Genomic DNA, 22,506 nt, shown 5'->3' on the forward strand with positions numbered 1-22,506 from the left:
CCGCGAACTGGAACTGGAGCATGCCTGGCGCCTGGACCTGCGCGAACTCGGCTTCAAGCCGGCGATGCGCCGCAGCGATGCCCTGGAAGACAGCGCCGGGGAAATGTTCGAACTGCCCGACGACAGTGCCTGGCAGGAATTCATGCGCGAGGGCCTGCCCCGCCTGCGCGAGCAGGGCTGGGAAATCGACATCCGCCCGGAGTTCGTCTTCGACCTGACACCGGTGGAGAACTGGTACGCCGAGATCGAGGAAACCGACGACCGCCAGTGGTTCGACCTGGAACTGGGCATCGAGGTGGAAGGCCGGCGCATCAGCCTGCTGCCGGCGCTGATCGAACTGATCCGGCGCATGCCGGCACTGCTCGACCCGGTCGCCCTCGCCCGCCATGCCGACGATGAACAACTGGTGCTGCGCCTGGATGCCGGGCGCAACCCGATCCACACCTGGCAGACCGCCTCCGACCGACCGCTGCGCGTCTCGCTACCCTTCGGCAAGCTCAAGCCGATGCTCGGCACGCTGTCCGAGTTCTACCTCGGCGAACAGCTGCCGGTACGCCGCCTGCGCATGGGCGCGCCGGACGCCGCGCGCCTGACCGAACTGGAAGAACTGCCGCTGACCTGGCAGGGCGGCGAGCAATTGCGCGAGATCGCCCATCGCCTGCGCGACTACCGCGCGCAACCGGCGCAGATCCCCGCCGGCCTCAACGCCGAGCTGCGCGCCTACCAGCACGAGGGCCTGAGCTGGATGCAGACGCTGCGCGAAGTCGGCGCCAGCGGCATCCTCGCCGACGACATGGGCCTGGGCAAGACGCTGCAGTCCCTCGCCCACGTGCTGCTGGAAAAGCAGGCCGGGCGCCTGACCAGCCCGGCGCTGGTGATCATGCCCACCAGCCTGATCCCCAACTGGCTGGACGAGGCCGAGCGCTTCACTCCGGAGCTGCGCGTACTCGCGCTGCATGGTGCCGGCCGGCGCAAGGCGTTCGCGAAGATCGCCGAACACGACCTGATCCTCACCACCTATGCCCTGCTGCCGCGCGATGCCGAGAAGCTCGGGCAGCACGAGTATCACCTGCTGATCCTCGACGAGGCGCAGAACATCAAGAACGCCACCACCAAGGCGGCCCAGGCCGCGCGCCACCTGCGCGCGCGCAATCGCCTGTGCCTGACCGGCACGCCGCTGGAGAATCACCTGGGCGAGCTGTGGTCGCTGTTCCACTTCCTGCTGCCGGGCTGGCTGGGCGACGCCCGGCAGTTCGCCGTGGACTACCGCACGCCCATCGAGCGCCACGGCGACCAGGGCCGCCTGGCGCACCTGGCCGCGCGCATCCGCCCGTTCCTGCTGCGCCGCACCAAGGAACAGGTCGCCTCGGAGCTGCCGCCCAAGAGCGAGTTCATCCAGCACATCGAACTCAGCGAGGCGCAACGCGACCTCTACGAAACCGTGCGCCTGGCGCTGGACCGCAAGGTCCGCGACGAGATCGCCCGCCGAGGCCTGGCGCGCAGCCGCATCATCATCCTCGAGGCGCTGCTCAAGCTGCGCCAGGTCTGCTGCGACATCCGCCTGGTGAACAAGGAAGCGCCGCCGCCCACCGGCAAATCCGCCCGCGCGGTGACCTCGGGCAAGCTGGTCTACCTACTGGACATGCTCGAAGAGCTGCTCGCCGAAGGCCGCCGCGTACTGGTGTTCTCGCAGTTCACCTCGATGCTCGCGTTGATCGGCGAGGCGCTGGCCGAACGCAATCTGGAATACGCCCTGCTCACCGGCGACACCCGCGACCGCCGCGCGCCGGTGAAGGATTTCCAGGAAGGCCGCGTGCCGCTGTTCCTGATCAGCCTGAAGGCCGGTGGTGTAGGCCTGAACCTTACCGCCGCCGATACCGTGATCCACTACGACCCCTGGTGGAACCCGGCCGCGGAAAACCAGGCCAGCGACCGTGCCTACCGCATCGGCCAGGACAAGCCGGTATTCGTCTACAAGCTGATCGCCCGCGGCACGGTGGAAGAGAAGATCCAGCGGCTGCAGCGCGACAAGGCCGCGCTGGCCGCCGGCATCCTCGAAGGTACCGGCGCCGACTGGCAACTGGACGACGCGGATATCGACGCACTTTTCGCACCGCTGCCCAAGGCGGTGTGATTGCCAGCGGAGCGTTGCGCAAACGAACAGGCTCCTGCGGAAAACGCCTCGGGAGCCTTGGACATTGGCCTCAAGCCAACGGCACCAGCGTCACCCACCAGCGCGTACGGTACTGCGCGCGCACTGGCAGGCTGCGTTGCAGCGCGGCAATGGCCTGCTCGGGCTGGTCCAGGGGGAACACGCCAGAAATGGCCAGGTTGGCGACCGCCGGATCGCAGCGCAGCACGCCGGGGCGATAGCGCGCCAGTTCGGCACACAGGCGGCCGAGCGTCCACTGCCGCGCCACCAGGTAACCCTCGCTCCACGCCAGCGAATCTGCCTCCAGCGTCGTTTCACCGTACAGCCCCTTGCGGTCGAAACGGGCCTGGCGGCCGGCCTCGATGACACCGGCCGACTCATGGCGCAGCGCGGGCATGACCGCTACCGCGCCTTCCTGCACCGAAAGCCGCGCATCGCTGCCGTCCAGGCGTACGGCGAATCGCGTGCCCAGCGCCTGCAGACGCCCCAGCGGCGTATCGACCCAGAAGGAACGGCCGGCGCTGTCCGGAGCGGTCTGTACCAGCATCTCGCCGGCGTACAGGCGCACGCGTCGAGTGTGGGCGTCGTAGGCTACATCCACGGCGCTGTCGGTGTTGAGTTGCAGCCAGCCACCATCCGGCAGGGCGATGCGCCGGCGCTCGCCCACCGAGGTGCGCTGCTGCGCCAGCCAAGGCGAGTCGCGCAGGCCCAGGCTGCCGCTGCCCACCACCGCCGCGGTACCGGCGAGCAGCAGCAGGCTTTTCAGGGCGCGGCGGCGCGCCGGGTCGGCGGCGGCCTGGCGCAGCGAACGGCTGGCCATGGCCGGCGCCATGCCGCCCAGGCGCCCGTCGAAGAACTCCAGGCGTTGCCAGGCCTGTTCGTGGGCCGGGTCGGATGCGCGCCACTGCTGGCAGGCAGCGAGCTCGTCGGCGGCGGCCAGCCCTGAGGCCAGGCGTACACGCCAGCCAATCGCCTGTTCCACCACCGAGTGATCCAGACGCTGGGCCGCGTCCAGGGCGCCAACGCGGTTCATGAGTAAAGCGCCTTGTAGCAGTGGCCGAAAGCCTGGGTCATGTATTGCTGCACCGAGCTGAGGGAAACGCCCAGGCGCTCGGCGATCTGCGGGTAGGTCAGGCCATCGAGCTGCGACAGCAGGAAGGCGCTGCGCACCACCGGCCGCAGGCCATCCAGCAGGCGGTCGATCTCCATCAGGGTTTCCAGCACGATGGCCCGCTCCTCGGCGGACGGCGCCTCGGCCTCCGGCTGCTGCGCCAGACTGTCGAGCCAGGCGCGTTCCAGGGTCTGGCGGCGGAAGTGATCGATCATCAACCCGCGGGCAACGGCGGCAAGGAAGGCGCGCGGCTCGCGCAGGCCCCTGAGTTCCTGGCGCCCGAGCAGACGCACGAAGGTATCCTGCGCCAGGTCGGCCGCCTGGTTGCGGCACTCCAGCCGGCGATAGAGCCAGCCGAGCAGCCAGGAGTGATGGCCGGCATAGAGTTCGCCGATCTGCGAGTGGTGTGTGGACGACGTCACGAGTGCCCCCTGCGCGCGAACGCCAGGCATCGAGGTGCAGCTGAAACCGCACCTCAAATGCGAAAACTTATCATTTGCGCGAAAGATGCCATGGCGGCCCCGCCACGGCAAGCACCATGTGTGTCGTGACGATCATCGGCAGGGACGGAAGTGCCATTTGTCGCCACCGGGGACGACTAGCCAGCGGCAATCGCCCGACGGCAAATCGGACGTGCCAGTCGATGGAGAATTGCCTGACAGACCGAACGGTAAACCCACTACATCGCTCGGCCCCGATCCAGGGGAATCTACTGCTGCGCCGAATCAACCAGCCCCGACCCCGGAACAGGCAGAAATTCCAGGAGAACCGGAGCGCTTGCCGGCGCAGATGTTGTCCCCAAGCCCTGGCTCGCCTATCGATTGAGCCGGGGCTTTTTTCTGGCGCTACACCTGCGCTTCAGCGCATCCCCCAGCCATGGCTGACCAGCACCGACTGCCCGGTGAGCGCCGCCGAGGGGAAGCTGGCCAGGAACAGTACCGTCTGCGCCACATCCTCCACGGTGGTGAACTCGCCATCCACGGTGCCGCCGAGCATCACCTGCTTGACCACCGCTTCCTCGCTGATGCCCAGTTCCTTCGCCTGCTCGGGAATCTGCTTCTCCACCAGCGGCGTGCGCACGAAGCCGGGGCAGACCACATGGGAGCGCACGCCCTGGGGCCCGCCTTCCTTGGCCAGGGTACGGGCCAGCCCGAGCAGGCCGTGCTTGGCGGTGACGTAGGCGGATTTCAGCGGCGAAGCTTCATGGGAATGCACCGAGCCCATGTAGATCACCACGCCACCACGCTTGGCCGGGTACATATGGCGCAGCACGGCGCGGGTGGTGAGGAAGGCGCCGTCCAGGTGGATGGCGAGCATCTTCTTCCAGTCAGTGAAGGCAAAGTCCTGGATCGGGTTGACGATCTGGATGCCGGCGTTGGAGACCAGGATGTCGATGCCGCCGAACGTGGCGGCCACCTGATCAATGCCGCTGTCGACCGCCTGCTCGTCGGTGACGTCCATGACCACCGCCAGGGCCTTTCCGCCGGCTGCCCCGATCTCATCCACCACACGCTGGGCGGCGCCCTGCTGCAGGTCGGCGATGGCCACGGCCGCGCCCGCCTGTGCCAGCGTCAGCGCGATCTGCCTGCCGATGCCACTGGCTGCGCCGGTGACCACCGCAACCTTGCCGTTCAATGCATTCATCACAGAGCTCCCGGAGAGTTAGGAACTCTCACTCTAGACGGATCAGTCGCGCAGCAATTGAATGTCACCGTCGCGATCCTGGCGGTACAGGGTATAGGGCAGCGCAAGCGTGTCGGCCACCGCTGACAGGCCCATGTCGAAGATCGGCATCGGCTGGGCGCGGTAAAGCGCGCCGCCACGCTGCTGGCCATCGCCACTCATCACGCAGAGGTTATAGATCACCCCCCCGTAAACTCGCGGCAAGGTATCGCCGCAGCCAGTGCCCTTGAGCTTCAGATCGGACGTTTGCACAACGTTGTCACTGGAAAGCGTTCGTACCGAACCACAACCAGCGACACATCCAACAAGCAGCAGGCCAAGTAAACGAAACAGCATGATTGGACTCCTTTACTCAGTCACGTCGCAATTCGATGCTGCCATCGCGATTCTGCCGATAGACGGTGTAAGGCAGGGCCAGGGTGTCGACGACGCCGGAAAATGCCATGTCCAGCACGGGCAGGATCGGCGGGCCAAAGGTGTAGTTGGCCGGTGTTGAGGGTTGCGTAGTGCCGGTATCGGCCGGGGGCTCGCCGTACAGTTGGCAGGCATCCCAGACCACGCCACCGTAGATGCGCGGGATGGCGCCGCAGTAGGTCCCCTTGAGCCTCAGGTCGCTGGCGTCCACCACGTCATCGCTGCGCAGGGTGTGGTAGGAACCGCAACCGCTGAGCAGAGCGGCACCGAGCATAAGGCAGGCACGGCACATCGTCATATCGAAACTCCTTCTCGACAGCGAAAGCTTACCAGCCCTTGAGCTGGTCCCAGCGCCAGTTGCGGTACTGGTAGACCAGTGTACCCAGTAAACCGTAGGCCGCCGCCATGGCGAACAGGATGAGAATCCTGTCGGCAACAGCAGAGAGCGGCAGGTTCATCTGGTTCATTTCCACCACCGCGCGAATCGCCCAGGTGGACGGTATCGCGTCGGCCAGCAATTGCACCCACTGCGGCATGGCCTGGGGCGGCCAGGTGAAGCCGGCCATGTAGAACAGCGGCAGGGTGATGAAGGTCATGGTCAGGTAGACCGCCTCTTCCGAGGGCAGCACCTCGGCGATGAATTCGCTCATGGCGATCACCGCCAGCAGGAACGGCAACACCAGCCCCATCAGCATGAAGAACGACGCGGTCTGCCGGTAACCCATCATCCACGGCCAGATCACGTAGAAGAGCATCGCCAGCACCGTCCAGATCGACAGCTGGGCGGCGTACCGGCCAAAACGCGTGGACGCCGGCTGGCGTAACGAACGCGGTGTGCCGCCGCGCAGGTTGAGATTCACCCGTGTGCAGGAAAGCAACAGGCTGTGCTGCAGGATCAGCGTCACCAGCCCCGGCAGCACAATGGCCGCGAAGCTGGTGCCAGGGTTGAACAGGTCGGTGAGCTGGCCGATGGCCGGTTGCAGCAGGACGTTCGACTGCTGCTCGGAGAAGCCCCCGCGCATCAGCCGTTCGCGGTTGTAGCGCAGCGACAGTTCGGTGTAGGTGGCGCTGATATCCTGCTGGATCTGCCCGTTGGCCATGCGGTTGGTGGCATCGCCGAAGATCGGCACGGTGACCGCCTCGCCACGCAGCACGCGCTTCTCGAAGTCCACGGGAATCACCACGATCCCGAACAGTTCGCGCCAGGCGAGATCGCGTTGGGCTTCAGGCAATTGGTCGTAGGCACGCACGGCGATCTTCGGCGCGGCGTCGAGCTGGCGGATCAGCTCGCGGGACACCGAGCTGTGATCCATGTCGATCACCGCCACCGGCAGGTCGTCCATGGTGCGATGGGCGTATGGCAGGGTGGTCAGCGTCACCGACAACACCATCAACAGCCACAGCGGCTTGCCGAGCATGTTGCCCAGGGACTGGCGGAAGACGGTCCAGAAGTTCTGCATGGCGGTTCCTTACGCCGGGCTCAGGTCGAGGCGCCGACGCAGGCGCATCTTGGCGATCATGTAGGCGATCAGCGGGTAGAGCAGCAGCTTGCAGCAGGTATAGAGCCCGGATTCGGCCGGTGCTCTGCGCAGGAACTGGTCGAACAGGCCGTGCAGGGTATGGGTCAGCGGCTCGGCCTCGGAGATGATGCGGGCGATCTGCGGCATCGCCAGCTCCGGCAGCAATACGCCGGAATAGGTCTGCGCCACACCGATCAGCAGGCCGATCAGCGAATAGGCGCTGAATCGGTTGGCGGTAAAGATGAACAACATCAGTCCCACGCTCTGCGCCGCAGCCACATAGCAGACGGTGATCGCCAGCATCCACCACGGATTGCCGTTGATCCGCGCGCCATTGATCTCCACCAGCAGGAACAGCTCGACCATCAGCAACGTACTGAACAGCAACGTGTAGGGCGCCATCTTGCCCAGTAGACGCGCCCCAAGAGCCTTGGCCCGCAGGATGTGTGGCGAGGACGCGCGCAGCTCCGGTGCCTCCCGGGCCAGCACATGTACCGTGGCGACGATCACGAACAGCTGCAGCAGATGCACGATGGCGGCGAACTGCTGGAAGTAGATGTAGTTGCCGCTGGCATTGAACAGGCTTTCATAGGACACGCTGATACTGGCCAGCGCCGGCATGCTGCGATCCATGCCCACGGCCAGGCGTGGGCGCAACTCGGCGTTGACCGAGCTCATCAGGCCGCTGAAATCCTGGGTCGAGTAGAAGCCGGCGGAATAGAACAGCGAGTTGTAGTAGAGCTCGGCAACCGGCTGGCGACCCGACAGCGCATCCGCCTCGAAGTCGCGGGGGATATACAGCAGCGCATAGTCGTCGGCCATGCGCAGGCGGCGCAGGCCTTCCTGCAGGCCGCCGCCGAGCACCTCGACCTTGGCGTGGGAGCCGGCATCCAGCTCACGGACGATGCGTCGCGACAGGCTGCTGTGGTCGGCATCGACCACCGCCACCGGCATGTCCAGCAAGGTGCCCGCCTGGTACACGCCGCTGATCACCACGAACAGCAGCAACGGCCAGAGCCAGCCGAGCCAGTGGATGGTCCAGCTCCGCAGGGCGACCCGTGTCTCGCTACCGAAGGCCTGGGCGAAGCGCCGCAGGTTGCTTCTTACTGCTTCCACTGCCACAGCGCGCTCATCCCGGGTCGCAGGCCTGGCACCGGTTGCTCCGGATAAAGGCGGACCTCGAAGGTCTTCAGGTCGAAGTCACCGGTGGCACGGGTGGCACGCTTGGTCGCGAAGTCGCCCAAAGGCGCGATATAGCTGACCTTGGCCTTCACCTCGGCGCCCTTCAATGCCGGAACCTGGATGGCCACTTCATCGCCTTTCTTCACATCTGCGAGGATGTCTTCCCGCAGGTTGAAGACGAAATAGCTGTCGGACAGGCGCACCAGCGTGAGCAGCGGGCTGTAGGCGTTGACCAGCTCGCCCTGTTCCGCCGGGATCGGCCCGACCTCGCCGTCCACCGGTGCCACCACGTTGAGGTCGTCGGTCTGGGCCTGCAGTTCGAGGATTTGCGCGTCGGCCCGGCGAACGGCAGCTTCCAGCGCCTGCCGGCGCTCCTCGCGGTCGCCCTGGTTGCCCTGGTCGAGATTGGCCTGGGCCTCGGCGACGCGGTTGCGCGCCACGTCGCGGCCGCGACGGGAGAGGTCCATCTGCGCCTGGGAAACGAAGCCGCGCCCGGCCAGTTCTTCATTGCGCTGGTACTCCAGCTCGGCATTGCGCAGCTCGGCCTGGGCCTGGGACAGGCTGGCCTGCAGGGCGCGCAGGGTTTCCTCGCGGGTGCCATGGAGAGATTCGTCGAGATTGGCCTGCACCTGGTTGCGCGCAGCGCGCAGGGAATCCAGCTGGGCCTGCAGCTCCGGGCTGCTGAGGGAAATCAGCACCTGGCCCTGCTTCACGTCGTCACCACGCCGCACATGCAGTACTTCGACCCGCCCCTTGGCCTTGGAGGCGACAATGACGTTGGTGGCGTCCGCTTCACCCTGCAGCAACAACGGCTGGGTGTGCAGGCGCAGGTAAAGGGTGATGGCGATGATCACCAGGATCAGCAGGGGTGCAAACAGCTTCCATCCCTTCATGGAGTGGTCTTCTCAGGCGGCGGATGCACCGATGGTAGTGCATCCGCCGCCCGAGCGGCGGCTCTGGATCAAGCCGGCGGGCGATCAGCGCTCGTCGTCGCTGATCAGATCGCGCTCACCGCCACCCCGTTGCGAGGAGCTCGGCGAGGGGAAGCGCGAGGAGGCGTAGCGCACCACGAGGATCGCCAGCGCCAGCAGCAGCAATGCCACCGAAACCAGGATGATGCCGTCGTCGGGCACGTGGTTGTGCTGGATGTCGGCAATCATCAGGCGGGTCAGCGCGGTCATCGCCACGTAGATCAGGAAGCGCACCGGCATGTGGTTGGTCTTGAAGTAGATGCCGACCATCGCACCCAGTTCGAGGTAAATGAACAGCAGCAGGATGTCGTCGATGCTCGCATGGCCCTTGCCGACCATCTCGCCGAAGGCCACCGCCGCCGACCAGAACACCGTGCCCCCGATGGCGAACAGCGCCAGGTAGTGGAAGCCCTCCACCAGCAGATTGCCCAGGGATTCGGCACAGCCGTGCATCCGTTCGCTCAGGCGCTCGGCCCAGTTCTGTTTCATTCGTCGGTTCTCCGCAATACAAGGCTTGGTTGGCGTGAAGCCTGCAAGTGCTACGCCATTGATCTTGCGCAGTCATGGCACAGATCGACTGCGCGAATATGACTGCGAACTTTTTCGGCTGCGCCCCGGTCCATCCAGAGGCACGCCCCACAACAGGCAGGAACGAGTGATGGATAGTCCCTTTCAGACACTGACCGACGCCTTTCAGGACCAATACCGCGTCAACTTCAGCGTTGAACGGCCCGACGGCAGCATCGTCCTTACCCTCTCCACCGAAGAGGGTGTGACCGCGCGCCGCCTGATCCGCAATCCCCAGCTGCAGGACCCGGAACAGCTCCAGCGCTTCATCCAGAGCATCCGGTTCGGCATCGCCATCGAGCAAGGCGGCACAGCGCCGCAGCTGCTGGCTGCCATGACGCGCGGCGATAACGGCCTGCCGATCGCGTCCTGACATCCCCCTCTGCAAGAATTCCTTCCCTCAGAGCCATCTGACTGACGATTCATTGCGCCAGTCACCTGGCTCGCTGGCGCGCGCCAACAGGGCGTGCGCACCGCTTTGGGCCGCCCACCGATGGTGGCCAGATACAGGCACTTCCCCTTCCTGCGTCTACGCTGCTGACAACGATTCGCACACCAGCAGTAGCATTGCGCAATCATTTTACTGTATAAACAACCAGTAAATTTGCTCCCCCCAATCAAAGAGAAGGCACAGAGGTGATGAATGGCCGTCGAAGTGGTGTACCGCAGCAGCCGCGATCCGGAGCGCCTGTTCATGGATAAGGCAGAAGCCGACCGGCACGACAAGATGCTGGAACTGGCGGAAACGCTGGCCGAGGTACTGGAGAAGGCGGTGCCTTCGCTCAAGGAAGATCAGCTCGAGGAGATCGGCATCTTCATGGCCAAGAATCGCGACGCCTTCGCCCGGGCCTTCAAGAACCAGCCCGATGCGCTCAACGACATCTTCAGCGAGGGCGCCGCCGAGGAGTGACGCACGGCGGCACGACGCTCAGTGCCCCGAATATTCCCCGTAGAGAATCCGCTCAGCCAGCTTGTCGGCCACCCGGGCCGGCGACAGGTGATCGGCCTGTGCGTGGGCATAGACTTCGGTCAGGCGCTCGGCGATACGAGACAGGTGCGCGGTAATGGTCGGCAGTGACTCGCCCTGGTGCTGCAGGGCCACATAGATCAAGCCGCCGGAGTTGATCACGTAGTCCGGTGCATAGAGGATGCCCCTGCCCTCCAGTTCATCGGACACCTCAGGGTGCGCCAGCTGATTATTGGCCGCCCCGGCGACAGCAGCGCAGCGCAGGTGGCCGACCACCTGCGACGTCAGCACACCGCCCAGCCCACAGGGCGCAAGGATGTCGCAAGGGGTGGTGAGCAACGCTTCATTAGGCACCGGGCGCGCCCCCAGTTGCTCCACGGCGAGCTGAACCTTGCCTGCGTCGATATCGCTGACCAGCAGTTCGGCGCCCGCCGCTGACAGATGTTCGGCCAGCGCAAAGCCCACGTTCCCCAGCCCCTGGATCGCTATGCGCAACCCATCGAGGTCATCACTGCCCAGGCGCGCCTGGGCGCTGGCGCGGATGCCGGCGAAAACGCCCAGTGCGGTATGCGGGGAAGGATCACCACCGCTGGTGGTGCTGGTGACATGGCGGGTGAACTGGGCGATGCAGTCCATGTCGGCGCTGGAAGTGCCGCTGTCCACCGCCGTGATGTAGGCGCCGCCGAGGGTGTCGATCATGCGGCCGAACGCTTCGAAGAGTTCGCCACGGTTGTTGACGTGGGGCGCACGCAGGATCACCGCCTTGCCGCCGCCCTGGCGCAGGCCGGCCAGCGCCGCCTTGTAGCTCATGCCCTGGGCCAGGCGTGCGGCATCACGCAATGCGGCATCCTGGCTGGGATAGGGCAGGTAGCGACAGCCACCCAGGGCCGGCCCGAGCCGGGAGTTGTGGATGGCGATGATGGCCTTGAGTCCCGTGGCCGGGTCCTGGAAGAGATGCAGCGACTCGAGCCGGGTGGCTTCCATCATGTCGAACATGGCGGCGCTCCCTTGCTGTGGGTGGACAATGGTCCGTAGACGGACCTTCCTGAGTATAGGCAGCGCCTGTCACATCACCTTCACGGGCGACGACCGCACCACTGGACGAGCGCCCATTGCTCCGGTTACAACCGCAGGGTCAGCCGGAGAACGCCATGGACCCGCGTCAAGCCTGCCTTGCCTGTCTTGCCCAGGACCCGCCAGCCCTGTTCGAAGCAGCCCTGTGGATCGCCACCGAGCACGAGCCGCACCTGCCGCCGGAACATGCGCTGCGGCTCTTCGACTCGCTCGCGCACCAGGTCGCGGTGGCGCTGCCGCAGGGCACCGGCGATGCGGAACGCGCGCAGTTCCTGCTGCGCCGGTTGAGCGAACTGGGCTTTGCCGAGGATGACGCGTACCCATTGCACCCGCGCGCCGCCCTGCTCCCCCAGGTTCTGCAACGCCGCCACGGCCAACCGCTGTCATTGGCGCTGATCGCCCTGGAGATGGCACGCCGCAACGGCATCACCCTGGTCGGCGTGAACTTCCCCGGTCGCTTCCTGCTGCGGGTGCCTGGCGCCGACCACCTGCTCGACCCGGCCACCGGCCGCCGTCTTTATACCCGCGACTGCCGCGACCTGCTGGCTCGCCAGATGGGCGCCCATGTCGAGCTGTCCGCCGAGCACCTGCGCACGGCCAGCGCTACCGATATGCTGCAGCGCCTGTCACGCAATCTGCGTCAACTACACCTCGCCGCCGGGGAACCACTGGCGGCATTGAAGGATGCCCAGCGTGTGCTGGAACTGGGGCCACCCAGCGCCAGCGACCACCTCGCGCGCGCCGACCTCTACCATGTACTGGACTGCCCGCAGGCGGAACGCTACGACCTCGAACGGGCCATGCTGCTCAGCGACGATGCCGCCGAGCAGATGCGCCTGGCCCAGCGTCTGGCCGACATCAGCGTGCCGCCCAAGGCACTGCACTGACGCCTCAGACCTTCAGCAGCCCCAGTTCCTTCGCCCGCGCCACCGCCTGGGTGCGCCGCTCCACGCCGAGCTTGCCGTTGATCCGGCGTGCATGGGTCTTCACCGTGTGCAGGGAGATGTACAGCCGCTCGCCGATTTCCAGGTTCGAACACCCTCGGGCGATCAATTCCAGTACCGACAGCTCACGCAGGCTCAGCAGGTTGTGCGGGGCCATCTCGCCGGCATGCGGGCGCAGACCGAACAGGCCCGGCTGGCGGCGCTGGGTGTCGCGCAGGGTGGAGAGCAGGCCGAAACGCTGGGCCAGGGCAACGCCCTCGTCCAGCGCGCCGCGCGCCTCGTCCAGGCTGCCGGCGATGAAATGGACTTCGGCCAGCGCCAGCCAGACGTCGCAGGCCAGGGTGTTGCGTCCCTGGCGCAGCAGGTCCGGCAGCATTGCCAGCAGCCTCTGCTGCGCGGCATCCACGTCGCCGTCGTAGAGCTCGGCCAGCGCCAGGTGGTGTTCGACCCGCAGGATCTGGTCCGGCGCCGCCGCTGGCGGGCAGAGGGAGTCGGTACGGTAGCGCGCGGCCACGCGTTGCAGGACTTCCCGCGCCGGGCCCGCCCGGTTCTGCCGCAGGTTCAACGCGCCGCTGGCGAGCAGCAGCGGGCCGCGGTAGATGGGTTCCGGCACATGCTGCAGTTGCATCAGCCGCTCGACCTCGAGCAGGCGACTGAAGGCGCCGTCGGTGTCGCCGTCCAGCGCATCCAGCCAGGCCATGCCGGTGAAGCCGTAGATCGAGCTCGGGTCCTGGCTGCGGCGGGTTTCGTTCAACCCGGCAATGAACAGTTCGCGGGCCTCGTCGTCACGCCCCTGGCGCAGGCACAGCCAGCCGCGGCGCAGCGCGACACGGCCGGCCATGGCGTTGCAGGTGATGCGCATCTCGTCGAGGTATTCCTGCACCCGCGCCAGCAGCGCATCGGCGCGCTGCAGTTCGCCGCGTTGCTCCAGCCATTGGGCGCGGTCCAGTTCCAGCAGCGCTTCGAACGTGGTGCTGCCTTGCAGGCGCGCTCGCCGCAGCGCCTCGCGGTTGATCAGCCGTGCCTCGGCCAGGCGCCCTTCGGCCTGGGCCTGCTGGGTCAGCGCGGAGAGGCAGATCAGGGTCTGCGCCCAGGCCTCCTCCGGCAGGTGCGCCAGTGCCTCGCGCAGTTGCTCGCGGGAGCCACGCAGGCCACGGGCGTGGGTAAGCATGCCGTTGAGCCCTTGCCATTGGGCGATCAGCGCACGCTGGCGGTGCTCGCCGGGCATCGGCAGGAAACGATCGAAACCGGTCAGCAGCGCTTCCACATCATCCAGGCGACCGACGAACAACAGGGTCCACGCATTAAGGATAAGCAGGCGCGGGGTGCTGCACAGCAGCTCCTCGGGCAGCGACTCACGCAGTTGCAGCACACGCTCGACATTGCGACCGTGCAAGAGCTGCTCTTCGGTCAGGCGCTGCAGCAGGCTGGCGGAGACATCCGGCTGCTCGGCGTACAGGGAGTGCTCGAACGCCGAGTGGATCTCCCCGCACTGGGTGAACCACTGGCAGGCGCGCCGGTGCAGGGTCGCCGCCGGCCAGCGTGACAGGCTGGCCAGCGCCGTGGCGAGCATGGGCGCCACCTGGAACCAGTGCTGGGTGTTGTCCACCGCTTCGATCAGCACGCCCCAGGCTTGCAGACCGTCCAGGCCAAGGCCGGGCTCATCGAACAGGTAATCGCAGAGTTCGCGGTTGAAGCGGGCAATCTGCGCGAGGCCACAAAGCGTCTCCGCCAGCTCCGCCGGCAGGCTCGCGAGGACTTCGCGTTGCAGGTAATCCTGCAGCAAGCCATTGCCGGTCTCGGCGACCTGGGTAGCGCAAGGCGCGATGGGCTCATTGCCCAGGCTGAGCAGGCGAAGGCGCACGCCGGCGAACCAGCCATGGGTCGCGTCCTGCAGCGCCTGGCGCTGGGCCTGGGGCCATTCCAGGCCAGCGGTCTGCAGGTAGGCGTCCAGCTCGCCCTGGGTCAGGGCCAGGGTGCTGGCCCCCAGCTCCAGCAGCTCGCCTTCGAGCAGCAGGCGGGTCAGGTTGCAGGCCGGGCGACGGCGGCTGGCCAGCCACCAGCCGATCAGCGGAGAAGCGACAGCAAGCAGGCGGTCGAAGCAGTCGTCGAGAGCGGGATCGGGTGCGCGGGGATAGTCATCGAGCATCAGCCAGACCGGCTCGCTGGCGTTCTCCAGCCAGCTCGCCAGTGCCGCCTCGCCGGCCCAGGGCACGCCCAGTGCCTCGCCCAGCCGCTCGCAGAACTGCTCCGGCTGCAACGCCCGGCCCCCAAGCCCCAGCCAGACCACGCGAGTTCCCGCCGGTGCCAGGCGTGCACATTCGCTCATCAGCACCGTCTTGCCGCAACCGGGCGGCGCCACCAGCAGGCGCAGGCGGCACTCGGTGGCACTCAGGCTGGCATGCAGCCGTTCGCGGGGCAGGTGCTGGCGGGGCAGGCGAGGCAGCGCCGCGCTGTGCTGGGCGATTGTCGACATGGGCTTCTTCCGGCCATTTGCAGGCCAGACTATGCCGCTGGGCAGAGCGGGCAAAGGACCATCAGCCAGATTCATGGGACGGTATAGCGCAGACTGCGCTCAGGCCCGAAGTAGAGGCGCGCCGCTTGGCCGGAGCACAAAAAAAAGAAACCCGGCATCCACGAGGGATGCCGGGGCCAAGGAGCGGAGTGTTACTTCAGCGAACGCCGGTGTTACGCAGTGCCGCCGGGGTGAAGTCGGCCATGCTGGCCTTCTGGCCAAACTGATAGCCACGCTTCTCTTCGTTGTTCAGGCCGAAGGTGACATAGCGACCGGCGAGGATGTCGTACAGCGATTCGGCGGCGTAGCCAGTGGCGAGCTCGGTGTAGAAGGTCATCTCGTGGCCTTCACCGACGCGCCACAGCTGGCCGCGACCGTCGTACAGCTCGGATACCGCGATCTGCCAGCTGTCCTCGTCGAGGTAGAAGTGGCGCTGGCCGTAGATGTTGCGCTCGCCGGACTTCAGGGTGCCGACCACTTCCCACACGCGGTGCAGTTCGTAACGGGTCAGGTCCTGGTTGATGTGGCCCGGCTTGACGATGTCGTCGTACTTGAGCTCCGGCGAGTTCAGGCGGTAGCTGTTGTACGGAATGTACATCTCGCGCTTGCCCACCAGTTTCCAGTCGTAACGGTCCGGTGCGCCGGAGAACATGTCGTAGTTGTCCGAGGTGCGCAGGCCGTCCGAGGCGGTGCCCGGGCCGTCGTACGCAACCTGCGGGGCGCGGCGAACGCGGCGCTGGCCGGCGTTGTAGATCCACGCCAGGCGCGGCTCCTTCACCTGGTCCAGGGTCTCGTGCACCAGCAGGACGTTACCGGCCAGGCGCGCCGGCGCCGTTACCTGCTGCTTGAAGTAGGTGAGGATGTTGCCGGTCTTGCTGACATCCTGGTCACCCATGTTCTGCGGCACCGCGATCGATTCCTCGAAGCGGATCGGCGTATAGCTGCCGTTGGTCTGCGGCACGACCTGAACCACCGAGCGGGAGATGTTGCCGCCGTGGTAGCGGGTCAGGTGGTTCCACAGCGCCTGCACGCCATTCTTGGGCAGCGGGAAGGCGTAGTAGCGGCTCTTCTCGAAGTTCTCCAGACCGTTGCCGTCATTGATCGGCTGGACGAATTCGGCGCTGCGCTTGATGGCGGCGTAGATGTCGTCGGGTAGCGCGAAGGTGCGGTGGGTCTTGTATACCGGGATCTTGTAGGTATCCGGGTAGCGCTTGAACATCGCCAACTGGCCGGCGGAAAGCTTGTCCTTGTACTGGTCGGCGTTCTGCGCGGTGATGGTGAACAGCGGCTTTTCATCGGCGAAGGGGTTGGAAAGGAAGCCCTTGCCGTCGAGCTTGCCGGCGGTGCGGGAGATGCCGCCGGTCCAGGCCGGGATGCTGCCGTCGGCGTTGCCTTCCTTCTGCGAGCCCATGGGCGTCAGGGTCGTGCCCAGCTTGGCCACTTCGTCGGCGGACACCGCCGCCATCACGCCACAGGACAGCAGGCTCAGGGCCAGCGCGCCGCATTGGAGGATTCTTGTCGTTCTCATGTCGATTCCTTGAGCAGGCAGGTCAGAAGTTCACGCCGAAGCTGAGCGACAGGAAGTCCCGGTCGACGATGGTGTTGTAATCGCCGCCGAAGAAGTTCGTGTAGTTCAGACTCGCGGTGTAGGTGTTCTGGTAGTCCGCATCGATGCCGACGCTGGCCGCCTTGCTGCCTTCGTTGAAGACCGGGCCGTAACCGTGCACGTCGTGGGACCAGGCGATGTTCGGCTTGAGGTTCACCCCGGCGAAGACGTTGTTGTAGTCCCAGATGGCGCGGGCGCGATAACCCCAGGAGGACGAGGTGTAGAAGCCGCCGCTGCCGTACTCGTTACGTGCGGTGGCGTTCTCCGGGACGCCATAGACGGAGTCGCGACCGTAGCGCTCGCCGACTTCGTCGGTCATGCCGCCGACGTAGGTCATGCCGACTTCGCCCACCAGGGTGACGCGGTCCGCGCCCATGGTCTGGTCAAAGAAGTGGGTGAAGGTGGTCTGTGCCTGGGTCACTTCCTTGCGCACATAGCCGTGGCTGATCTGGTTGGCCTGGGCCAGCGCACCAGCCGCCCCACCGGAGGTGAAACCGCCGACCACGGTAGTGGCGAGCAACGGCGTCATGTCGGTGGTGTTGAGTTGCAGCGGCATGTTCGGCCGGTAGCTGATCTCGCCGTTCCACGCGGTGCCGGTGGGCAGGGTGGTGGAGAAGCTCAGGCCGTAGAGGCGGATGTCCTCCGGGTACTCGAGGAAGTAATTGCCGCGACCGAGCAGCAGCGGTTGTGCGAGTGCTGCACCACCCGGCACGGACAGCGCGCGGAGCACGTTGCCGATGTCGGCGGTGCCGGCGTTCTTCATGCTCACGATGGGCGTGCGGCTGTGGTAGTTCATGGCGTAGGCGCCGTACTCCACATCGCTGCCCAGCCAGCGCAGGGCCAGGCCCCATTGGCCGGAGTCGCGTGCATCGCGGTCAGCGCCGCGCGGCACCATCAGGCCTTCGGGGGTGACGGTGACGCCCAGGGAATTGAGCAGCGCCTTGGTCGCCGGTGCGTTCAGCGAGTTGACCGTGGCCGGGTCGAGAATGTTGTAGTTGGTCTTGCAGCCGTCGGCCGCCACGTCGGTGGTGGAGAAGAAGGTGCCGCAGTTGTCGAGCACCGTCTGGTCCCACTCCAACTGGTAGAAACCTTCGACGGACAGGCTGTCGGTCAGGCTCTGCGACAGATAGAGCATGTTCACCGGGATCAGGCCTTCCTTGATTTCCGAACCGGGACGGCGGAAGGCGGAGACGTCGATGGGGTTGATGGTGTTGATGCTGTTGCCGATGAAGGTGCTCTCACCCCAGCTCACCACCTGCTTGCCCAGGCGCACGGTGCCGGGCATATCGGCGATCGCGTAGTTGTAGTAGCCGAAGGCGTCGAGCAACTGGGCGCCGGAAGCCTTGGCGCCTTCCTTGCGGCCGTCGTCCGAAAGGTCCTTGAAGGCGACGCCTTCATCCTTCAGACGGAAGTCATACCAGTACTTGCCCCGAGTGAAGACGCCGAAGTCCCCGTACTTCAGCTCCAGGTCGTGGATGCCCTTGAAGATCTTCGAGAAGGTATGGCCCTTGCGGAAGTTCTGCCGGCCATCGTCGTTGGTCTGGGTCATGCCGTGGCCGCCGTTGGCAGCCCCGATCAGATCCTCTTTCGGACTCTGGGTACTCCAGCTGGCCCCCACGGACAGACTGGAATCGAACTGACCCTCGATTTCCCCGATATTGAAGTTGATTGCCTGAGCCTGGGTGGCGCATCCCAGGGCGACAGCGGTGGCGAGAAGTTGCGGTTGGAAGAATCCGCGCCTTGTTTTTGTTGTCATGCGGCTCTCCTGACGGTGTCTAGGTGGCCTTACCCTACTGAGCGACCTGACGGGGAGTAAGCGCTCCAAGGTGGTATTTGGCGTGTCGCCCGAAAGAGTGAATCCCCCCTCTGCCATGGGCTCTGGCGGGCGATATTGGCGCAGGCGATGACGGATCATCGAGACGATGGATAGTGCGTTGCACCCGGCAGGTGCTTTGCCACTACCCGAGAAGCGCCGTCTGGGGCATTCTTAGCCCCCTATGCATGCCATCGACCAACGCCCGACCGACAGCCACCTCACCGAGCAGACCCGCGAGGTGGTGCTGCGCTACCACCAGTGCTGGAAGCACCGCGACCTCGAAGCGGTGCTCGCGCTGTATCACCCGCAGGTGCAGTACAACGACTTCTTCCAGAACCGCACCCTGGGCTACACCGACCTGCGCGACTACGTGCAGGCCACCATGCCCAGCCGCCCGGAAGAGTTCCTCGACCACATCGACCGCATCCGCGTGGACGGCGACACCGCCTTCATCCAGTACCGCATCGCGGTCACCCTGAGCGGCCGCCTGGCGACCTTCCACTCCAGCGAAGCGATCACCGTGCGCGACGGCCTGATCTGGCGCATCAACGAATATGCTTCGGTCGTGCGCGAAGGCGGCGAAAGCCGTCCACAGGCCATCGACCCGCGTCCGGCCACCAGCCGCCTGGGCCTCTCGCCGCGCCAGCTCAGCCAGTTGGCCAGCGACCTGGAGGATTACTTCAGCAAGAGCCAGCCTTACCTGGCACCGGACCTGGACCTGACCCAGGTGGCCACGGCCACCGGCTACACGCGCAACCAGATTTCCTACCTGCTCAACCAGGTGATGGGGCTGAGCTTCTACCAGTACGTCAACCAGACCCGCCTGACCCACCTGCTCAGCCAGTTGCGCCCGCCGCTGCCTTCGCGCATCGACGAACTGGCCTTCTCCGCCGGTTTCAACTCGCTCTCGGCCTTCTATCGCTGCTTCCGCCAGCAGACCGGCCAGTCCCCCCGCGAGTACCTCAAACGCCTGCGCGAGGAACAGGCAGAGGCCTGATGCGCCCCTGCCGGCGGGTACGCGAGCAATCCTCGCGTACCCGCGCGCACGACAGAACCCCGCGCCAAATCTAGGCTTGCCGACATTCCCCCCTTCTTCCTTTTGGAGTCGTCTATGTCGGCATGGCGTCATATCAGTCTGTGGATGAACCAGCTGGACGATGATCTCGTCCCGCGGCCATCCCTGCAGGGCACCCTGGACGTCGATGTGGCCATCGCCGGCGCCGGCTACACCGGTTTGTGGACCGCCTATTACCTGAAGCTGCGCGCGCCGCAGCTGAAGATCGCCATCGTCGAGGCCGAGACCGCCGGCTTCGGCGCATCCGGTCGTAATGGCGGCTGGCTGATGGGCAACATGCTCGGCGAAGACCGCCTGCTCGCCGGCCTGTCGCCCGAGCAGCGCCGCGCGTCCTACGACCTGCTGCACGACATCCCCGATGAAGTGGCCCGCGTCCTCGACCGCGAAGGCATCGACTGCGACTACCGCAAGGCTGGTGTGCTCTACACCGCCGCGCGCTACCCGGAGCAGGAAACCCGCCTGCGCGACTACCTCAAGCATCTGCACAGCGAAGGCCTGACCGAGGACGACTACCGCTGGCTGAGCAAGAGCGAGCTGGCCGAACAGCTGCGCATTCCCAGCGCGCTGGGCGCCATCCACACCCCGCACTGCGCCACCATCGACCCGGCCAAGCTGGTGCGTGGCCTGGCCCGCGCGGTTGAACGCCAGGGTACGCAGATTTTCGAGAAGAGCCGCGTCACGCATTGGGCACCCGGCCTGCTGCGCACCGAGCAGGGTGAACTGAAAGCGCAATGGGTGGTGCCGGCCATCGAAGGCTACGCTGCCGACCTGCCCCCGCTGGGCAACTACCAGCTACCGGTGCAGAGCCTGCTGGTGGCCACCGAGCCGCTGCCCGAATCGGTCTGGGCGGAGATCGGCCTCGACAAGGGCCAGGCCTTCAGCGAGTTCAGCCGCCAGGTCACCTACGGCCAGCGCACCCCGGACAACCGCCTGGCCTTTGGCGCCCGTGGCGGCTACCGCTTCGGCGGCAAGCTGCGCAACGACTTCAGCCTGACCAATGATGAAGTGGAGCTGCGCCGCTACCTGTTCAGCGAACTGTTCCCGCAATTGAAGGACGTGCGCATCACCCACACCTGGGGCGGCAACCTGGGCATGTCGCGGCGCTTCCACCCGCATATGCTGATCGACCGCCGCAACGGCATCGCCCTCGCCGGCGGCTACGGCGGTGAAGGCGTCGGCGCCACCAACCTGGGCGGCCGCACGCTGGCCGACCTGATCCTCGGCCAGGACAGCGCCCTCACCCGCCAGCCCTGGGTCATCAACGACCGCAGCGTGCAGGACGGCTTGCGCGGCTGGGAGCCGGAACCCTGCCGCTGGCTGGGCTACAACGCCATCATCCGCAGCTTCGTGCACGAGGATGACGTGCTGGCCAACCCGAACAGCGCGCCCTGGCGCCGCCGGCTGGCGGAGAAGGTCGCCGCGACCATGGAAAACCTGATGACCTGGAAGGTCGGCTGATCCGCCGGCCCCACCCCTGGATAGAAAGCCCCCACTGGAGCCCCGTATGAAACTGACCCACCTGAAAGACACCCTGCACGCTCAACTCGGTGAGGCGAACCCGGTCGCCGTGCCCCTGGGCGAGCCGATTTCCGAGACCCGCGTGGAGTCCATCGAGCGTCCGGACGGCGTGGAAACCGGCATCTGGGAATGCACCCCCGGCCGCTGGCGCCGCCAGATCGTCGAGCAGGAGTTCTGCCACTTCATCTCCGGCCGCGGCACCTTCACCCCGGACGGCGGCGAGCCGATCGCCTTCCAGGCCGGCGACGCCTTCCTGCTGCCGCAGAACAGCCTCGGTATCTGGGACATCCAGGAAACCACGCGCAAGACCTACGTGATCATCGAGCGCGACTGATCGGCCTGTTGGTGCGATGGGAGGGCCGGTGCACGGGCTTTCCCTCGCCCCAACTGCCCGGATCAATGCGCAACGCGGTATCAGCCGGTATCTGTAGGAGCGAGCTTGCTCGCGAACGGATTTACCGGCAGCACCACAACTGATCGGGTTCGCGAGCAAGCTCGCTCCTACCGTCAGAATCCCTATCCGAACTCCCCGTGCCGCCCCGCTCCGCCGGCAAAGCGCTTCGCCCCGTCCACCGTCTCGCCGCTTTCGATCACCGCCATTCCACCCTGGAATTCGTTGGCCAACGCCACGTCGAACGACAGCTCCCATTGCGCGAACACGCTCGCCCGATCGGCCAGCATGCAACGCTGCGGAAAGTCGGCGATCTCCCGCGCCAGCTCTTCCGCCGCCTCCAGCGCCGTGCCGCTGGCCACCACGCGGTTGGCCAGGCCCATGGCGAAGGCTTCCTGGGCGCCCACCGGGCGGCCGGTGAGAATCAGGTCCAACGCCCTGCCCTGGCCGACGATCCGTGGCAAACGCACAGTGCCGCCATCGATCAGCGGCACGCCGAAGCGCCGGCAGAACACACCGCAAACGGCGTCCTCGGCCATCACCCGCAAGTCCGCCAGCAGCGCCAGCTCCAGGCCGCCAGCCACGGCGTAGCCCTCGATGGCGGCAATCAATGGCTTGGACAGCTGCATCCGGCTCGGCCCCATGGGAGCGTCGCCTTCGGTTTCCAGTCGGTTGCGCCGCTCGCCATCCTCCGCCAGCGCCCCAAGGTCGGCACCTGCGCAGAATGTTCCGCCGGCACCGGTGAGCACGGCGACGCGGGCTTCCTCGTCCTGCTCGAACTCGCGCAGGGCATCGGCCAACGCCTGGGCAGTGGGCAGGTCCACAGCGTTACGCACCGCAGGGCGGGCGATGACCAGGGTGGTCACCGGGCCGTTCTTCTGGATTATCACGCTCATGGCGAACTCCTCGAGCCTGGAAGCGGAAAAGCGAAGGGCCGGCATTCAGCCGGCCCTTTCACCTTACTGCGTTCACCGCCCCGGAACAGCCCCGCTGGCGGTTC

21 protein-coding genes are annotated in these 22,506 nt (G+C 66.1%); 7 read left to right on the top strand and 14 right to left on the bottom strand.

The annotated features are described in order from the left end of the window. Positions 1–103 precede the first annotated feature (103 nt). On the top strand, positions 104–2,134 hold the full coding sequence (locus A6723_RS23575; RefSeq protein WP_139093045.1) for a DEAD/DEAH box helicase: 2,031 nt from the start codon (positions 104–106) through the stop codon (positions 2,132–2,134). A gap of 70 nt (positions 2,135–2,204) precedes the next feature. On the opposite strand, the gene A6723_RS23580 is transcribed toward A6723_RS23575, so the two are convergent. The 9 genes from A6723_RS23580 to A6723_RS23620 form a co-directional block, all read right to left on the bottom strand. After that, entirely contained in the window at positions 2,205–3,185 is a 981-nt protein-coding gene (locus A6723_RS23580) for a FecR domain-containing protein (protein ID WP_054910109.1), read from the bottom strand. Beyond that, complete coding sequence (locus tag A6723_RS23585; RefSeq protein WP_082450808.1) at positions 3,182–3,715, bottom strand: sigma-70 family RNA polymerase sigma factor; 534 nt, start codon at positions 3,713–3,715, stop codon at positions 3,182–3,184. The genes A6723_RS23580 and A6723_RS23585 overlap by 4 nt, the downstream gene beginning before the upstream one ends. Before the next feature lie 406 nt (positions 3,716–4,121). Further along, positions 4,122–4,907, bottom strand: a complete 786-nt coding sequence (locus A6723_RS23590) for a 3-hydroxybutyrate dehydrogenase (protein ID WP_037016952.1) — start codon at positions 4,905–4,907, stop codon at positions 4,122–4,124. A gap of 42 nt (positions 4,908–4,949) precedes the next feature. Continuing rightward, positions 4,950–5,282 (bottom strand): YceK/YidQ family lipoprotein, encoded by a 333-nt coding sequence (locus A6723_RS23595; protein WP_054910111.1) that lies wholly within the window; start codon positions 5,280–5,282, stop codon positions 4,950–4,952. A gap of 16 nt (positions 5,283–5,298) precedes the next feature. Continuing rightward, positions 5,299–5,658 (bottom strand): YceK/YidQ family lipoprotein, encoded by a 360-nt coding sequence (locus A6723_RS23600; protein ID WP_054910112.1) that lies wholly within the window; start codon positions 5,656–5,658, stop codon positions 5,299–5,301. Positions 5,659–5,686: 28 nt separating this feature from the next. Next, a complete protein-coding gene (locus A6723_RS23605; RefSeq protein ID WP_054910113.1) occupies positions 5,687–6,820 on the bottom strand; it encodes an ABC transporter permease in 1,134 nt (377 codons plus the stop codon). A gap of 9 nt (positions 6,821–6,829) precedes the next feature. Beyond that, on the bottom strand, positions 6,830–8,002 hold the full coding sequence (locus A6723_RS23610; RefSeq protein WP_024762715.1) for an ABC transporter permease: 1,173 nt from the start codon (positions 8,000–8,002) through the stop codon (positions 6,830–6,832). After that, positions 7,984–8,955 carry an HlyD family secretion protein gene (locus A6723_RS23615; RefSeq protein WP_054910114.1) on the bottom strand — a complete coding sequence of 324 codons (972 nt, stop codon included), beginning with the start codon at positions 8,953–8,955 and terminating at the stop codon, positions 7,984–7,986. The genes A6723_RS23610 and A6723_RS23615 overlap by 19 nt, the downstream gene beginning before the upstream one ends. 84 nt (positions 8,956–9,039) lie before the next feature. Then, complete coding sequence (locus tag A6723_RS23620) at positions 9,040–9,522, bottom strand: phosphate-starvation-inducible protein PsiE (RefSeq protein WP_024762713.1); 483 nt, start codon at positions 9,520–9,522, stop codon at positions 9,040–9,042. A 169-nt stretch (positions 9,523–9,691) separates the two neighbouring features. Here A6723_RS23620 and A6723_RS23625 point away from each other — a divergent pair, with 169 nt between their 5' ends. Further along, positions 9,692–9,973, top strand: coding sequence for a DUF3509 domain-containing protein (locus A6723_RS23625; protein WP_054910115.1), 282 nt, complete (start codon positions 9,692–9,694; stop codon positions 9,971–9,973). Positions 9,974–10,243: 270 nt separating this feature from the next. After that, positions 10,244–10,510, top strand: coding sequence for a YebG family protein (locus A6723_RS23630; protein WP_024762711.1), 267 nt, complete (start codon positions 10,244–10,246; stop codon positions 10,508–10,510). An 18-nt stretch (positions 10,511–10,528) separates the two neighbouring features. On the opposite strand, the gene A6723_RS23635 is transcribed toward A6723_RS23630, so the two are convergent. Further along, positions 10,529–11,563, bottom strand: a complete 1,035-nt coding sequence (locus A6723_RS23635) for a Glu/Leu/Phe/Val dehydrogenase dimerization domain-containing protein (RefSeq protein ID WP_054910116.1) — start codon at positions 11,561–11,563, stop codon at positions 10,529–10,531. Positions 11,564–11,718: 155 nt separating this feature from the next. Between A6723_RS23635 and A6723_RS23640 the strand changes: the two genes are divergently transcribed. Then, entirely contained in the window at positions 11,719–12,528 is an 810-nt protein-coding gene (locus A6723_RS23640; RefSeq protein ID WP_054910117.1) for a SirB1 family protein, read from the top strand. Between the two features lie 4 nt (positions 12,529–12,532). Here the strand turns inward: A6723_RS23640 and A6723_RS23645 are convergent, their stop codons facing one another. The 3 genes from A6723_RS23645 to A6723_RS23655 all read right to left on the bottom strand — a co-directional run bounded on the left by A6723_RS23645 (position 12,533) and on the right by A6723_RS23655 (position 18,462). Beyond that, the gene (locus A6723_RS23645; protein ID WP_054910118.1) at positions 12,533–15,061 is read right to left on the bottom strand and encodes a LuxR C-terminal-related transcriptional regulator; all 2,529 of its coding nucleotides are present in this window, start codon (positions 15,059–15,061) and stop codon (positions 12,533–12,535) included. A gap of 196 nt (positions 15,062–15,257) precedes the next feature. Then, positions 15,258–16,628, bottom strand: a complete 1,371-nt coding sequence (locus A6723_RS23650) for a DUF1329 domain-containing protein (protein ID WP_054910119.1) — start codon at positions 16,626–16,628, stop codon at positions 15,258–15,260. A gap of 22 nt (positions 16,629–16,650) precedes the next feature. Beyond that, a complete protein-coding gene (locus tag A6723_RS23655) occupies positions 16,651–18,462 on the bottom strand; it encodes a DUF1302 domain-containing protein (RefSeq protein WP_054910120.1) in 1,812 nt (603 codons plus the stop codon). Positions 18,463–18,766: 304 nt separating this feature from the next. On the opposite strand from A6723_RS23655, the gene A6723_RS23660 reads away from it, so the two are divergent. The 3 genes from A6723_RS23660 (at position 18,767) to A6723_RS23670 (ending at position 21,449) form a co-directional block, all read left to right on the top strand. Next, complete coding sequence (locus tag A6723_RS23660; protein ID WP_371914070.1) at positions 18,767–19,519, top strand: helix-turn-helix domain-containing protein; 753 nt, start codon at positions 18,767–18,769, stop codon at positions 19,517–19,519. A 114-nt stretch (positions 19,520–19,633) separates the two neighbouring features. Next, complete coding sequence (locus A6723_RS23665) at positions 19,634–21,055, top strand: FAD-binding oxidoreductase (protein ID WP_054910122.1); 1,422 nt, start codon at positions 19,634–19,636, stop codon at positions 21,053–21,055. 46 nt (positions 21,056–21,101) lie between these two features. Then, positions 21,102–21,449: a cupin domain-containing protein gene (locus tag A6723_RS23670; RefSeq protein ID WP_045210828.1), complete on the top strand. Its 348-nt coding sequence runs from the start codon at positions 21,102–21,104 to the stop codon at positions 21,447–21,449. Between the two features lie 182 nt (positions 21,450–21,631). Here the strand turns inward: A6723_RS23670 and A6723_RS23675 are convergent, their stop codons facing one another. Continuing rightward, positions 21,632–22,402, bottom strand: coding sequence for a crotonase/enoyl-CoA hydratase family protein (locus A6723_RS23675; protein WP_054910123.1), 771 nt, complete (start codon positions 22,400–22,402; stop codon positions 21,632–21,634). Positions 22,403–22,506: the final 104 nt, after the last annotated feature.

This window comes from Pseudomonas sp. AU11447, from assembly GCF_001672555.2.
Taxonomy (GTDB): domain Bacteria; phylum Pseudomonadota; class Gammaproteobacteria; order Pseudomonadales; family Pseudomonadaceae; genus Pseudomonas; species Pseudomonas nitroreducens.

Excerpts from the sequence above, each read along its gene's own strand:
- A6723_RS23575 (WP_139093045.1), top strand. The coding sequence starts at position 104 with ATGTTCGAACTGCCCGACGACAGTGCCTGGCAGGAATTCATGCGCGAG.
- A6723_RS23580 (WP_054910109.1), bottom strand. The coding sequence starts at position 3,185 with ATGAACCGCGTTGGCGCCCTGGACGCGGCCCAGCGTCTGGATCACTCG.
- A6723_RS23585 (WP_082450808.1), bottom strand. The coding sequence starts at position 3,715 with ATGCCTGGCGTTCGCGCGCAGGGGGCACTCGTGACGTCGTCCACACAC.
- A6723_RS23590 (WP_037016952.1), bottom strand. The coding sequence starts at position 4,907 with ATGAATGCATTGAACGGCAAGGTTGCGGTGGTCACCGGCGCAGCCAGT.
- A6723_RS23595 (WP_054910111.1), bottom strand. The coding sequence starts at position 5,282 with ATGCTGTTTCGTTTACTTGGCCTGCTGCTTGTTGGATGTGTCGCTGGT.
- A6723_RS23600 (WP_054910112.1), bottom strand. The coding sequence starts at position 5,658 with ATGACGATGTGCCGTGCCTGCCTTATGCTCGGTGCCGCTCTGCTCAGC.
- A6723_RS23605 (WP_054910113.1), bottom strand. The coding sequence starts at position 6,820 with ATGCAGAACTTCTGGACCGTCTTCCGCCAGTCCCTGGGCAACATGCTC.
- A6723_RS23615 (WP_054910114.1), bottom strand. The coding sequence starts at position 8,955 with ATGAAGGGATGGAAGCTGTTTGCACCCCTGCTGATCCTGGTGATCATC.
- A6723_RS23620 (WP_024762713.1), bottom strand. The coding sequence starts at position 9,522 with ATGAAACAGAACTGGGCCGAGCGCCTGAGCGAACGGATGCACGGCTGT.
- A6723_RS23625 (WP_054910115.1), top strand. The coding sequence starts at position 9,692 with ATGGATAGTCCCTTTCAGACACTGACCGACGCCTTTCAGGACCAATAC.
- A6723_RS23630 (WP_024762711.1), top strand. The coding sequence starts at position 10,244 with ATGGCCGTCGAAGTGGTGTACCGCAGCAGCCGCGATCCGGAGCGCCTG.
- A6723_RS23635 (WP_054910116.1), bottom strand. The coding sequence starts at position 11,563 with ATGTTCGACATGATGGAAGCCACCCGGCTCGAGTCGCTGCATCTCTTC.
- A6723_RS23640 (WP_054910117.1), top strand. The coding sequence starts at position 11,719 with ATGGACCCGCGTCAAGCCTGCCTTGCCTGTCTTGCCCAGGACCCGCCA.
- A6723_RS23645 (WP_054910118.1), bottom strand. The coding sequence starts at position 15,061 with ATGTCGACAATCGCCCAGCACAGCGCGGCGCTGCCTCGCCTGCCCCGC.
- A6723_RS23650 (WP_054910119.1), bottom strand. The coding sequence starts at position 16,628 with ATGAGAACGACAAGAATCCTCCAATGCGGCGCGCTGGCCCTGAGCCTG.
- A6723_RS23655 (WP_054910120.1), bottom strand. The coding sequence starts at position 18,462 with ATGACAACAAAAACAAGGCGCGGATTCTTCCAACCGCAACTTCTCGCC.
- A6723_RS23665 (WP_054910122.1), top strand. The coding sequence starts at position 19,634 with ATGTCGGCATGGCGTCATATCAGTCTGTGGATGAACCAGCTGGACGAT.
- A6723_RS23670 (WP_045210828.1), top strand. The coding sequence starts at position 21,102 with ATGAAACTGACCCACCTGAAAGACACCCTGCACGCTCAACTCGGTGAG.
- A6723_RS23675 (WP_054910123.1), bottom strand. The coding sequence starts at position 22,402 with ATGAGCGTGATAATCCAGAAGAACGGCCCGGTGACCACCCTGGTCATC.